The following is a 12,441-nucleotide window of genomic DNA, read 5'->3' as shown; positions in this document are numbered from 1 at the left end:
CTCGCCGAAAGAAGAGCGGGGCATTGAGTGTCCCGCCTTACAGCCGTGGCGCGTAACGACGGCTCTCGGCAAGGTGGAGGGCGCCCGGCAACCCCCGGAACCGGGCGCTTATGAAGCGTCTCACCAGGCACCCAAACGTTGGCCGATACCGCAGGTAAGGCCCTTTATGGGATTGGCCAAGACATGGGGCCAGGGTGCTGTGGAAGAGTGATCGCGAACGACGCTCGGTGGAGTAGCGAAACGCCCACAGCCGCTCGCCGTCCGATGTCGCCACCGTCATCTGGACCGGGTGCTCTACGCCGTGCGCCTGTCCCGTCTCCTCCACGAATCCGACCATCCGCTCCACCGCGCCCAGCGGGTCCTCGCGCAGCCCGAACGTGAGCGCCAAGAAGAACATGACCTCAGAATCCGTGGACCCCTCGATCGCCGGAAACAGCTTCGGCCATATTGCATCAGCAATACGGGAGAATTCCAAGTCCCGCCACCCGGGGCATTTGGGCAGGTCGCAGCAGGGTACGGGCACACATTTGGCGTTTGATCGCCCTAGGGCGAGTCAAATTCACTGGACGCGCCCCGAATGACCCGGATGGAGACGACTACCAGCCCGGCGACCCGGACGGAGTCGGTCAGTGTCCGGTGGTGACGGGCCGCCGCTGAAGGAGAGAGAACAGAGGGGCACGAGCGTTTTCGCCGGTGCCCCTCTGTCGTGCTCTTGTTGCGCGTCAGGCGGTTCAGCTCAGCTCTCCGCCTTCAAGTTCGCGAGTTCGGCTTCGAGCTGGTCGCGTTCAGCCACCAGGCCGTTCAGGGCTGCGCGCAGCTGTGCCACCTCGTCGAGAGCGGCGTTGTCTGGGGAGACCTAGGAAACAGGGACGAATGAGGTGGGGATGTTGTAGCCGCGTAACCGCAGGTAGGGGGCTTGTCCGCCGAGGTCGGCCGTCTGGTAGGCGGCGGTGACGGTGGTCGACTCCCCCGGCCAGAGGGAGATGTAGTTGTCGGTGTAGGTGACCGGCACGACCTCGGTGCCGCCGTTGCCCGCGGTGATCTCGGGGCGGACGAAGAAGGCGAGGTTGGTCGCGCTCGTGTTCGTGAGGGTGATCGTGACTGTTTCCTGGCCGCCTGAGGTGGCCCTGGACGTGGTGGCGTTCAGGTTGGGATTGCCGGCCAGGCTGTTCAGCCCGGTGAGGTTGGCGGAGTTCTTGGGCGTGGTCCGGTACCAGTTGCTCTTGTTCCCGAGCGTGTCGGCCGTCGTGGAGTACCAGTACAGGTTGTTGCTGACCGTCGCCCCGCTCGCGTCCTTGACCTGGAGGCGGATGAAGTAGGTGCTGGACAGGCCGGTGACGGTGGGGATGGTCAAAACCTGGGTGGAGGAGTTGGCCGCGGCGGTGACGGGCACCGACGTGGTGTACTTCTGGGCCAGGTCCGGGATGTTGTACAGCGTCGCCGTCGCGGTCAGGCCGCTGCGGGCCGTGAGGGTGGAGTTGACCACGAACACCTTCTTGGTGGCGTAGTCGTAGGCGATGTGCACCGGCTCGTTGGCTTTCTTGCTGCCGAAGTAGCCGCCGCCGGGTTTGAAGTAGTAGTCGTACAGATTCCAGTGCACCGACGGCCAGGCGCTGTTGAGCATCCAGAAGATGGTGCCGAAGGACTGGGTGTACTCATGGGAGTTCCATGCCTCGAAGAACGCCCTGGTGTTCTCGTAGTTCTGCAGTTCCGCCTTGCGTGAGTAGTCGGCCGCGCCGGTGGCCGTGCCGTACCGGCTGTTGAGCCCGGCGGTGAAGGGGGCGGTGTTGTCGAAGACGCTGCCGGCCTTGCCCGCGTGGTAGTTCCAGGCCGTGCCGAGCGGCCACTGGTCGGCGGGGGCCAGGAAGCGCTGCACGCTCTCCAGCGGCGGCGGCGACTCGGTGCCTTCCTCGCCCGTGGTGCCGAAGGCGCTGCCCGCCTTGGTGGTGTCCCACCACAGGACCGGCGGCTCCCACACGTACGGACCGTCCATCTTCATCCCGGCGTTCGCGTTGGACCAGGTGGCGACGTTGTCCAGGGTCGGGTTCTGCCAGTGCAGGGCGGTTGCGCGGTTCTTGTAGGCAGTCAGGTGGGCGGCGGTCGGCGGCTGGTCGCTGCCGTAGGTCCACAGGAATGTGCTGGCGTGGGCGCGGGTGGCGCGCATCTGGGTGTCGAGGGAGGCGAGGGCGACCTGGGCCTGCTCGGCCGACCATCCGCTGTCGTTCTCCCACGCGCTGCAGCAGACGAAGCCGGGCATCACCATGATGCCGGCCTTGTCGGCCAGGTCGTACAGCTCCTCGTTGCCGAGCGTGCCCTCCAGGCGGATGGTGTTGAGGCCCATGTCCTTGACGTACTTGATGTGCGCGGCGTTGGTCTTGGTGTCCCAGCGCTGCAGCATGTCCCACATGTAGCCGCCGCCGCGGAACATGATGTTCTGGCCGTTGACCTTGTAACCGGCGAACGACGTGCCGTTGACGGTGGTGCGGTAGTCGGTGAACTGACGAATGCCGAAGTCGATCCCCTTGGTGTCGGAGGTCGCCCCGCCCGCGGTCGCCGAGACGCTGAGCTGGTAGAGCTCCGGCGACCCGAACTGGTAGGGCCACCACAGGACGGGATCGGTGACGTGGACCGGCGCGAAGGCGACCTCTCGGCGCTCGTTCGCGTTCAGGGTGACGGTCTGGCTGAGCGGGATGCTCGGCTGGCCGGCCTTGCTGATGGTGGCGTTGATCGTGGTGGTGACCGGCGCCGCCGTGGCGTTGACCGCGTCGACGTAGACGGTCAGATCAGCGGCGTTGGTGGCGGGCAGCGGCAGGACGGTCTTGACGTAGGGGTCGCGCAGAGCGACGGGCCCAGAGGTGTCCAGCAGCGTCTTGCCCCACAGCCCGGCGTTCATGTCGGGGGCTTCGGGATTCCAGTCGACGGTGCAGAACGACAGGTCCTTGCAGTCGTGTGCCGGGGGCGTGACGCGAATGGCCAGGGCGTTGACCGCGCCGGGGTGGATCACGCCGGTTGCGTTGTACTCGTGGCCGACCATCGTGCCCACCGCGTTGGCGTCGAGCTGAGTGCCGTTCAACCAGATCTGCGCGCGGTAGCTGATGCCCTTGAAGCGCAACCAGTAGACCTGCCCCGGGGAGGTGGCCGCGGCGGTGAACTCGCCCCTGAACCACCAGTCCTGCCCTGTCAGGTCGGGGACGTTCTTGAGGTTCTGACCGAAGAAGATGTTCTGGTAGACGTTGTTCGCCACCAACCCGGCCAGCACCGTGGACGGCAGTGAGACAGGGTTCCAGCCCGAGGTGGAGTAGCCGACCTGTGAGATGGCCGCGCCGGTGTCGGACAGTCCGGTGGCCGAGCGCAGTGCCCAGCCGGAGGTCAGCTCGGTGGAGGTGACGGTGGCCGCGCGGGCGTCGACGACGCCGATGGCCAGTGCCAGGGTGAGGGTGGAGACGAGGATCGCGAGGAGTCGACGCATCAGGAACCGCCCGGCCAGGAGATCTGCGTGGAGTGGTAGTAGTTGACGCCCATGACGTGCCAGCGCGGGCCCTGGGCACCGAGCCGCTGCTTGAAGGCCGTCCAGTCGTGGGTCGCCTGCGGCGACCAGCCCAGCTCCGCCACCGCCGGGAGCCTGGGGAAGGCCATGTAGTCGATGTCGGCTCCCGTGACGAGGGTCTCGGTCCACAGCGGCGCCTCGACGCCGAGCACGGATGAGGCGGCCACGCCCCTGAGGTAGGCGCCGGGGTCCCAGTCGTAGGCGGTCTTGACGTCGATGTAGCCGGCCCAGTTCTGCCCGAGGGTCGTGCGTGAGTTGTATTTCATGTCGATGTAGGTCCGGCTGGCCGGCGACATGATGAGCCGCGTGCCGCGTTGGGCGGCCGTGGCCACCGCGGAGTCGCGGGTGGTGGTTCCCCAGTACTGCGCGACCGTCGAGGGGAGCGGTGTGGCGTTCACGATGTCGTGCCAGCCGGTGACGGTCTTGCCGTGCGCCGCGACGATCTGCTGGACCCGGTTGACGAACGCCGCGTAGTCGGCGGGCGCGGTGGAGGCGGCCTCGTCGCCGCCGATGTGCAGGTAGGGGCCCGGTGTGAGGGCTGCGAGCTCCCCGAAGACCTGGTCGATGAAGGTGTAGGTGAGCTCCTTGGAGGTGCACAGCGAGCTGAAGCCGACGTCGGTGCCGGTGTAGAGCGGTGGGGCGACGCCGTCGCAGTTGAGCGCCGGGTAGGACGCCAGCGCCGCGTTGGTGTGGCCCGGCATGTCGATCTCAGGGACGACCGTGACGAAGCGGGCGGCGGCGTAGGCCACGATCTGCTGGTAGTCGGCCTGGGTGTAGTAGCCGCCGGGGCCTCCGCCTACGGCGGTGCTGCCACCGTACGTCGCGAGATTCGGCCAGGAACCGATCGCGATGCGCCAGCCCTGGTCGTCGGAAAGGTGCAGGTGCAGGTAGTTGATCTTGTAGAGGGCGAGCTGGTCGATGTACCGCTCGACCGCGGCCACCGGGAAGAAGTGCCGGGCCACATCCAGCATGGCGCCGCGATAGCCGAACCTCGGGTAGTCCACGATGTGGCCGCCGGGCACCGGCCACGGGCCCGGCTGGACCGTCGCGCTGTCGGCCGCGACAGGCAGAAGCTGGTGCAGGGTCTGCACGCCGTTGGCGAGGCCCGCCGGCTGGTTCGCCCGGATGACGATCGACGTGCCGGTGACGTCAAGCTGGTAACCCTCGGGTCCGACCGTGGCGGGGGCGCCGGACAGCAGGAGGGAGATGCCGCCGGTGCCGGGCGCGGGGGCGACGGGGATCGGATAGCCGGTGGAACGGCGCAGGAGTGCGGCGAGCAGGTCGCCGATGCCGGCCGCGGCGGGGTCGGTGTAGACAGCGGTCGAGGTGGTGATGGCGTAGCTCACCCCGGAGGTCGCGGTCGTGGTGACGGGTACCGGGACGACCGAACCGAACGCGACCGCTGTGGCGGCCGCCGCGGGAGGCGTGGCCAGAGAGACGAGGAGAGGGACGAGGAGGATCGCGAGGACACGACGGACGTTCAACAAACGCCTCCGCAGGGGTCCGATGCTGCGTGGTCACTGCTGTCCCCCGTGAGCTCTCGGCCCTACGATAAGCGGGCGGCATTCGTTCGTAAAGGTCTCTTCCAATAATCGCAGGAGTGAGCTTTCCGCGTTTCTGACATCGGTCAGGCGGGTGACAGCAAATCGTGTCGGCCGTAGATTCGCCATGATTGTTCCTGATTCAAGGAGGATTCTTCGGTGAACGCCCCCCGACGCCGTATTCCTGTCGCCTGCCTTGCTCTCGCCTGTGCGACCGGGCTACTCACTCCGAGCGCGGCCCAGGCCGCCGCCGATCCCACTGCCACCGTCTTCTCCCCCAACCCCGTCCAGAGCACCGGCGACGAATCTCTCACCGATGACAAGGACCGCGACGGCGCCGCCTTCGCCGGGGCCTACCGCACAGTCGCACTTACCGACCTGGACGGTTCGGGCACCCTCACGGGGCGCTACGTCACGGTCAAGAGCGAGACCGGCAAGGCCGCCCGGGTCGTGAACGGGGCCTTCCCCGCCTGGCACCGGGACAGTGACCAATTCGAGCAGGTGATGGGCTACTACTGGGTCACCACCGCGCAGCAGTACATCCAGTCACTGGGCTTCGGGTCCCGGCTGCGTCCGGTCAACCAGCGCCGGATCGAGCTGCGGATCAACCAGTACGGCGGGGACAACTCCTTCTTCAGGGACGACAAGGCCAACATCACCCTCGGCAAGGGCGGCGTGGACGACGGCGAGGACGGAGAAGTGATCGTCCACGAGTACGGCCACTCGGTGCAGGACGGTCAGGTCACCGGCTTCGGGACCACCCTGGAGTCAGGTTCGATCGGCGAGGCCTTCGGCGACTATCTCGCCGTCGCCGTGACCAGCTGGAAGGCCGGCACGCCGACTAAGACCCCCGAGGCGTGCGTCGCCGACTGGGACTCCGTCTCCTACACTTCTGGCGTCCCGCATTGCCTGCGCCGCTTGGACGGCACCAAGCACTACCCCGAGGACGTGGTCGGCGAGGTGCACGCCGACGGTGAGATCTGGTCCTCGGCGTTGTACGAGATCCGCACCAAGCTGGGCGACCGTTCGGCAAGCACGATCATCATCGACGCGCAGTTCGACTTCACCAAGGACATCACCTTCCACGCGGCGGCCGAGGCCACCGTCGCCGCCGCTCAGCGGCACGGTGGCGCCACGGCGGCCGGCGTGGTGCGTGCCGCGTTCACCTCCCGCGGCCTGCTCTGAAGCTGCGCCGATCCTGAACCTGCGCCGATTCTGAACTCCTCCGGCCCTCCGCCCGCGGTGATGCCGGATCGCCGGGGGCCGCCGGTGCACGGCGGCCCCCGGCGCGCGCTCAACTCTGCCGCAGGGCGGGCATCGGAATCGGAATGGAGTAAGCCGTCGCGCCGCCGCCCACGCCGCCCTCACACGTGTTGGGCGGCAGGGTGGTCACGCCGCGGGTGGAGGGCCGCTCCGCCGCCCAGAACATGTAGCCGAGCAGTCCCGAGCTCGTTCCCGCGCCGTTCGGCGCGGCCGTCTGGACGAAGGTACCGGTGGTGTTCTGCAGCGACGCACCGAAGGCGGTGCACTCGGGAAGGACCTTGTTCCCCTCGGCGATGTAGAGGCTGCCGGTGAACTTGGCGGGAGCCAGCGGCGGGATCGGCGGGGCGTAGGTCGGCTTGCCGTCCAGGTGCTCCTGCCAGTTGGCGATCGCGGCGGAAGCACTCGGCTGGCGGGCGGGAACCATCGCGTTGGCGTAGTCCAGGACCGGCGCGGTGGTGCGCAGCCAGTCCGCCGTCGCCTTTCTGCCGATGTCGATCAGCCATCGATCGCCTGCGGCCAGGTCGATGGTCAGGCGCGCCGCGTGGTTGGCTCCCGTGGCGTCGTACGGCAGGACGGCACGGTAGGCGTCGATGAAGGACTGCAGGCCCGCGAGGTCGGCGCCGCTGTTCTCCTCGTAGTCGATCTCGATGCCGACGCCGAGCCGCTGGGCCACCTCGGCGGCGTTGCGGCCGAACTGGGCCGCGTTCTCCGCCAAGGCCGCGTTCCACGCGTCGGTGTAGGTGATGCCGCCGATGGACAGCATGACCCGGATGCCGCGGCTCTTGAAGTAGTTCACGATGTCGGCGGTCATGCCGCGTGGAACCCCGTCGAGGGTCTGGGCGTCGGTCGTCTTGTGCAGCAGCTTCACCGGGTGGACGAAACTGAGCACTACGACGTTGACCGAGGGACGGCCGTCGCCTCGGTCGATGAGCCAGTGGTTCTTCTGGTCGAACTCGCTCACATCACGGACGGCGCCCCAGATGCAGGCGTCGTTGCCGCAGTGCCATGACCCGTAGACCTGCATCGGGGTGGCCGCGGCCCTGGCAGGGACCGCGATGAGGAGGGGGACGAGTAAGCAGACAAGAGCGGCCAGACGGCGCATGCCAACCTCCCGTGAAAGGAATTGTAAAGAAGGTTAGCTGTTGCGGGCGCGGCGGTCCCTCACCAAAAGGGAAGCAAGCACGTGGTGCACAAGGTTTGTCCGGCACCGAGCTCGACGCGGGCAACGTGCGGCGGGCCTTCCGCACCGACCTCAAGAAGGCGGACGTCAACCCGCGGACGACTGGACGCCTCGGGAGATGCGGCACAGCTTCGTCTCGCTACCGTCCGACGACGGCGTTTCCCTGGAGCACATCTCCCGGCTCGTGGGCCACGGCAACACGATGGTCACGGAGACCGTCTATCGCAAGCAGCTCCGGCCCGTGATGCTCGAAGGTGCCCAGGCCATGGACCGGATCTTCCCCCTGGACGACTCGGAGCAATAGTCACTCGGAAGATCGAAAAAGGCCACCTGCGTTGCCGCAAATGGCCTCTGACCTGCGTGGGCGATACTGGGATCGAACCAGTGACCTCTTCGGTGTGAAGCGTCCTGGCCAGATCGCCCACATGGGCCGAAAGCGCCCTTGACCTGCGCCAACCATCCACGGATGTTCGTCTCGATCTGCGGGTGTCCGCCGCCGTTGTCACCCAAATAGTCACTCAGATCAAGAGCAGGCCCGGCGGGACATCACCGAGAGCGCCGTCTCCCGACCTCACTGTCAGTCGTTGGGTCAAACCCTGCCGGGAGGCGCTCATCCACATCATCACTGCCAGTCGTCGCCATCGCCGACGCTGAACCGCCGGCGACTGATCGCACGACGGAGTTGAGGGGACGCCCCGGGCGGGGCGCCCCCTCTCGTCCGCTATGCCGTACGGTCGAGCGCGTCGGCGAGGTCGTTCAGCGACTTCGCCAGCGCGGCTTGCGCGCTGACGGAGGTGTCGAGCTGGTGGGAGACGGCGCGAAGCTGCGCCACGGCGGCCTTCTTCTGCGGCCCGTCGTTGAACCGCTCCGCCCGGTCGACGAACTTGCGAACGTTCGCGGCCGTGTTGGCTTTCAGGGTGCCAGTGCGCAGTGCCTGCGCGTAGTAGGCCCGCACAAGCTCGAAGCTCGCCGGCCAGCTCAGCTTGGGCTGGTGCTGCGCGTTGAACCTGTCGAAGCCGACCGTCGCTGCGGCGTCGATCTCCGCCTGGTCCAGGTGCTCGCTCGGGGTCAGCGCGAACGCGTCGAACCCGCGGGCGATCTCGCTGCCGTAGATATGGCCGTTGTAGTAGTACGCGGACCAGAAGCCGCCGGTGACCAGGGCACTCGCGTTGATCGGACCGCGGTCGAAGAACGCGATCTCGCGCGGGTGTGCGGAGTCGGTGAAGTCGAACGCCGAGACGCCGCCCTGGTACCAGGCCTGGACCATGATGTCCCGTCCGGGTACGGGGATGAGCGAGCCGTTGTGCGCCACACAGTTCTCCTGCGTCGTCTGCGCGACCGGGAGCTTGTAGTAGCTGGCGAACTTGAGCTTGCCGTCCACGATGTCGTAGATCGCGTCCGCGCCCCACGAAGGCTCGTCGGTGGTCCGGCAACGCGCCCCGGTGCCGCCGCCCCACTCGTCGGTGAAGATGACCTTCGTTCCGTCGTTGTTCAGCGTGGCCGAGTGCCAGTACGCGAAGTTCGGGTCCGAGACCTCGTCGAGCCGGACGGGATTGGCCGGGTCGGAGATGTCCAGCAGGAGCCCGTTACCCGCGCAGGCGGCCGCGGCCAGGCCGATCTCGGAGTACGCGGTGATGTCGTGGCAGTGGTTGGTGACCGGCCGGGGCGACCAGTTCGAGCCGGACGGGTGCTGAGGAGTGGCCGGGTTGTTCTGCAGGCCGTCGAGCGCCCCGGTCTCCGGGTCCGCGAACAAGCGGGGCTGGTTCACGATCGAGGCGTTCTGCGGGGCGGCCAGCGGCACCCGGATGATGTCGATCCGCCACAGGGACGTGTTCGGGTCGGTCGCCGCCGTGTTCGCGCAGCCGGCCAGTTCGGCGCCCGAGCGGACACCGGCCGTACCGGAGACGTAGACGTAGACGTTCTCCGGGTCGTTCTTGCTGGTGACGAGAGTGTGTGTGTGGGACCCGCGACAGGTCTGCACGGCGGCCACCTGGACCGGCTTGGTGATGTCGCTCACGTCGAAGACGCGGACGCCGCGGAAGCGGTCCGGGTTGACCGTGCCACTCGCGCCCTGGGTGCCGCAGTCCAGCCGTCCTCGGGTCTCCTCCACCGACATGAAAAGGAGGTTGCCGTACACGGACATGTCGCCTTGGCCGCCGGGGCACACCACGGACGTGGTAAGAACCGGGTTCGAGGGTGCGGAGATGTCGTAGATGTTGAAGCCGTTGAAGTTGCCCACGAACGCGTACTTGCCGCTGAACGCCATGTCGGAGTTGGCGTACGACAGGTTGCCCGGGTTGGAGGGCTGGTAGAAGCCCTCGGGCCGATCCTGGTGGGCCAGGAGCTCCAGCCCGCTGGCGGCCTGCTGAGCGTCGAGCCACCCGGCGCCCAGTCCGATTCGTGGATCGGCGTCATCCGCCATCGCCGTCGCGGGCATGAGTCCCACCAGGACCGTTCCCGCGGCGATGACACTGAGTTTGCGTAACCAAGCACGTCCCCAATGTGCCGTACGGCCGATATGCATCGGTCGCACCCTCCTTTTCTGGGTCTTTCTGGCATGACTACGCGCCGCGTGACTTAACCACTGGATGTCTTATGTCCAGCCAATCCGGCAAGATCTACGCGATGCTGGGGAGACAGTAACTGAATTTTCGGTAAATGTGCTATAGGTGTCACATTCTCCGGTTTAGCCCGGCCCCCAGCACGTTCGGAAGCAAGCGCAGACCATGAAGTCATCGAAACTGTTCCAGTGGTTCCTTCCGCCCCTGTTGATCGCTGCCACGCTCACCGCGTGTACGGCCGAAGGCCCGAAAGCGACCGTCGTTCAGCCGGGAGCGCCAGGACAGACCAGCAAGGTACTTCCCGCCGACGAGGTGCCGCGCTCCGACGGACGCGAGTACACCGACGCCGACGTGCGATTCATGCAAGGCATGATCCGACACCACTCCCAGGCGTTGCGGATGACCGCTCTGGTCGCGGGCCGTAGCGCGAGCAAGGACCTCCCGCGACTCGCCAAGCGAATCGAGGTCTCGCAGCAGGATGAGATCGGGCTGATGGTGCGCTGGCTTCGGGCGCGGCTCCAGCAGGTGCCCAGCGTGGATTCCGGCCACGACCACCAGAGCGGCGATCTGATGCCAGGAATGCTCACCGAGGAGCAGATGGCCGAACTGCAGAACGCCAACGGCGCGACATTCGACCGGCTGTTTTACCGGTACATGATTCAGCACCACATGGGCGCGCTGCAGATGGTGGAGCAGCTCTATGCCGACAAGGGAGGCCAGGAACCGGAAATCGACCAGTTCGCCGGCCATGTCGACGCCGACCAGCGCATCGAGATCGACCGGATGCAGAAACTGCTCGCCCCGATGGGGGGATAAACGGGACAACGGGTCATTCCCATGAGCGGCTGACGTGGAAACGCGGGGTCCCGGCTCATACCGGGACCCCGCGCCGTATCCGGTTCAGGCATCGACTACCGAAACGAGGCCTATCACCGGGATCACCATCGGGTCGAAGTCATCCGGCCTGTCGTCCTGATCTACTTCGATGCCGCCTGCACTGTTCTCGACCACTACACCTCTCGATGGCTCGTCGACAGCCATTCATTAGGCCCTGAGCTGGCGCGCTTCCAGGACGGCCTCCCGGCCGAAGGAAGTGGTCATGCCCGGGTAGCACGGCACATCGGCGAAAACGTCCCGTACCTGCTCGAAACCCGGCTCCACGGTTCCGTTGACCATGGTCACCCACCCTAGGAGCGGAGCGCCGGTCGTGGTCGGCCAGAACCTTGGCCAGCTCGCACAGACGTCCGGCTGAACGGCACAGGAAGCAGGCGACGACGGCAAGGCCCAGCGCTGGTACTTGACCGGCCTTCGAGCCGCGCACTCGGCCGGCGATCCCAACCTGGCGAGCAGCATCACGGCGTTGATGAGCTACCAGGCCATCACGCTGAGAAAACTCCGAGATGGCCTGCAACTGGCCGCCGTCGCGACCAAGACCGCCGCCCGCGCCCCCTCCATCGTCCATGCGCTCATCGCCGCACGCAGCACCCTTGTGCAGCCATCCACAATACTGGTCGAAATAGTTCACTTGTTAATCCAGGAGTGGTAGGCCGCTCAAGCAAGTCGTGCCCTCGGCAGCTACACGCGAACGACGAACGGCACGATTCTTCGAGGTCAGCTGCTAGGGACACCTTGCGTGGCCAGCCGACCAGACAACAGGACCAGATGAGAAGTCATGGACGAAAAAGTCCCAAAAGGGGGTGTCCTCCCGCGCCTGGCACTGGTAGCGTCGACTGCTCAACCAACACGAACAGGAGACCCTACTGAACCCGAAGGCATTGCCGCGTCGCTGCTTGAGTGATTTAACTCCGGCAAGTCAGCGCGATGATGACCTTGTACGACCCGGAGGCCGCGTTCATCGCGAAAGACGGGATATCGCCCAGATCGTGCTGGACTAGTCAATTGATGGCACAGGTCCCGACGGTAAGCACGTGCACCTCGAAGGGTCGGCAGGCGATATCGCGCACCGCGGCGCGGATGGACTCTGGCGGTACCTGATCGACAACAATCTTGGGACGGCGGTGCGACAGCCCGCCTGACACACGTGCGCCACGGAAGCTCTCGGCGATGGACCCACTCTTCAGCGTGGCGTCGACGATCACCGCCACGTAGTGCCTAACGCCGCATCGGAGGTCACCGCGATGCCCGCGGTCCTGGCGACCGCACGCGCAATCAGCCAAACGTTCCAAGCCAGCACTGTGTCGCGAGGGCTTCGCTAATCACCGGCGCGGCTGTGTCGGGGATTGCCGCCCTTGTCACGAGACTCCTTCTCGCTGAACGGGAATCGATGCGGCCTTGTCATGTCCTGAGTGTCATTACGGTCTACAGCGATGACATTCACTGCAATAACTA

Annotated in this window: 12 protein-coding genes; 4 read left to right on the top strand and 8 right to left on the bottom strand. The window is 66.4% G+C overall.

Annotated features, from left to right (window positions below; all coding sequences use genetic code 11):
• Positions 1-37: 37 nt before the first annotated feature.
• From Pmi06nite_RS28610 to Pmi06nite_RS28600, 3 genes are all read right to left on the bottom strand, one after another.
• On the bottom strand, positions 38-475 hold the full coding sequence (locus Pmi06nite_RS28610; RefSeq protein WP_203956238.1) for a class II glutamine amidotransferase: 438 nt from the start codon (positions 473-475) through the stop codon (positions 38-40).
• 381 nt (positions 476-856) lie between these two features.
• Positions 857-3,469: a glycoside hydrolase family 2 protein gene (locus tag Pmi06nite_RS28605; RefSeq protein WP_203956237.1), complete on the bottom strand. Its 2,613-nt coding sequence runs from the start codon at positions 3,467-3,469 to the stop codon at positions 857-859.
• Positions 3,469-5,031: a beta-N-acetylhexosaminidase gene (locus Pmi06nite_RS28600; RefSeq protein WP_275409610.1), complete on the bottom strand. Its 1,563-nt coding sequence runs from the start codon at positions 5,029-5,031 to the stop codon at positions 3,469-3,471. Before Pmi06nite_RS28600 ends, Pmi06nite_RS28605 begins: the two co-directional genes overlap by 1 nt.
• Positions 5,032-5,247: 216 nt before the next feature.
• Between Pmi06nite_RS28600 and Pmi06nite_RS28595 the strand changes: the two genes are divergently transcribed.
• Positions 5,248-6,273 carry a M36 family metallopeptidase gene (locus Pmi06nite_RS28595; protein ID WP_203956236.1) on the top strand — a complete coding sequence of 342 codons (1,026 nt, stop codon included), beginning with the start codon at positions 5,248-5,250 and terminating at the stop codon, positions 6,271-6,273.
• A 109-nt stretch (positions 6,274-6,382) separates the two neighbouring features.
• On the opposite strand, the gene Pmi06nite_RS28590 is transcribed toward Pmi06nite_RS28595, so the two are convergent.
• Positions 6,383-7,453 (bottom strand): glycosyl hydrolase family 18 protein, encoded by a 1,071-nt coding sequence (locus Pmi06nite_RS28590; RefSeq protein ID WP_203956235.1) that lies wholly within the window; start codon positions 7,451-7,453, stop codon positions 6,383-6,385.
• A 196-nt stretch (positions 7,454-7,649) separates the two neighbouring features.
• On the opposite strand from Pmi06nite_RS28590, the gene Pmi06nite_RS28585 reads away from it, so the two are divergent.
• Complete coding sequence (locus Pmi06nite_RS28585; protein WP_203956234.1) at positions 7,650-7,835, top strand: site-specific integrase; 186 nt, start codon at positions 7,650-7,652, stop codon at positions 7,833-7,835.
• A gap of 417 nt (positions 7,836-8,252) precedes the next feature.
• On the opposite strand, the gene Pmi06nite_RS28580 is transcribed toward Pmi06nite_RS28585, so the two are convergent.
• A complete protein-coding gene (locus Pmi06nite_RS28580) occupies positions 8,253-9,968 on the bottom strand; it encodes an LVIVD repeat-containing protein (protein WP_203956233.1) in 1,716 nt (571 codons plus the stop codon).
• 331 nt (positions 9,969-10,299) lie between these two features.
• On the opposite strand from Pmi06nite_RS28580, the gene Pmi06nite_RS28575 reads away from it, so the two are divergent.
• Positions 10,300-10,908, top strand: coding sequence for a DUF305 domain-containing protein (locus Pmi06nite_RS28575; RefSeq protein WP_203956232.1), 609 nt, complete (start codon positions 10,300-10,302; stop codon positions 10,906-10,908).
• An 84-nt stretch (positions 10,909-10,992) separates the two neighbouring features.
• Here the strand turns inward: Pmi06nite_RS28575 and Pmi06nite_RS28570 are convergent, their stop codons facing one another.
• Together Pmi06nite_RS28570 and Pmi06nite_RS42700 are read right to left on the bottom strand one after the other, a co-directional pair.
• Positions 10,993-11,133 (bottom strand): hypothetical protein, encoded by a 141-nt coding sequence (locus Pmi06nite_RS28570; protein ID WP_203956231.1) that lies wholly within the window; start codon positions 11,131-11,133, stop codon positions 10,993-10,995.
• Between the two features lie 3 nt (positions 11,134-11,136).
• Positions 11,137-11,268 carry a hypothetical protein gene (locus Pmi06nite_RS42700; protein ID WP_275409609.1) on the bottom strand — a complete coding sequence of 44 codons (132 nt, stop codon included), beginning with the start codon at positions 11,266-11,268 and terminating at the stop codon, positions 11,137-11,139.
• Between the two features lie 121 nt (positions 11,269-11,389).
• On the opposite strand from Pmi06nite_RS42700, the gene Pmi06nite_RS28565 reads away from it, so the two are divergent.
• Positions 11,390-11,638: a hypothetical protein gene (locus tag Pmi06nite_RS28565; RefSeq protein WP_203956230.1), complete on the top strand. Its 249-nt coding sequence runs from the start codon at positions 11,390-11,392 to the stop codon at positions 11,636-11,638.
• Between the two features lie 349 nt (positions 11,639-11,987).
• On the opposite strand, the gene Pmi06nite_RS28560 is transcribed toward Pmi06nite_RS28565, so the two are convergent.
• Positions 11,988-12,191, bottom strand: a complete 204-nt coding sequence (locus Pmi06nite_RS28560) for a hypothetical protein (protein WP_203956229.1) — start codon at positions 12,189-12,191, stop codon at positions 11,988-11,990.
• Positions 12,192-12,441: the final 250 nt, after the last annotated feature.

The organism is Planotetraspora mira (assembly GCF_016863275.1).
Taxonomy (GTDB): domain Bacteria; phylum Actinomycetota; class Actinomycetes; order Streptosporangiales; family Streptosporangiaceae; genus Planotetraspora; species Planotetraspora mira.
This window is presented reverse-complemented; position numbering and strand designations above follow the sequence as displayed.

Bases quoted from the DNA above. Each gene is read 5' to 3' on its own strand.
- Pmi06nite_RS42700 (WP_275409609.1), bottom strand. From the start codon at position 11,268: ATGGTCAACGGAACCGTGGAGCCGGGTTTCGAGCAGGTACGGGACGTT.
- Pmi06nite_RS28590 (WP_203956235.1), bottom strand. From the start codon at position 7,453: ATGCGCCGTCTGGCCGCTCTTGTCTGCTTACTCGTCCCCCTCCTCATC.
- Pmi06nite_RS28605 (WP_203956237.1), bottom strand. From the start codon at position 3,469: ATGCGTCGACTCCTCGCGATCCTCGTCTCCACCCTCACCCTGGCACTG.
- Pmi06nite_RS28580 (WP_203956233.1), bottom strand. From the start codon at position 9,968: ATGCCCGCGACGGCGATGGCGGATGACGCCGATCCACGAATCGGACTG.
- Pmi06nite_RS28570 (WP_203956231.1), bottom strand. From the start codon at position 11,133: ATGGCTGTCGACGAGCCATCGAGAGGTGTAGTGGTCGAGAACAGTGCA.
- Pmi06nite_RS28585 (WP_203956234.1), top strand. From the start codon at position 7,650: ATGCGGCACAGCTTCGTCTCGCTACCGTCCGACGACGGCGTTTCCCTG.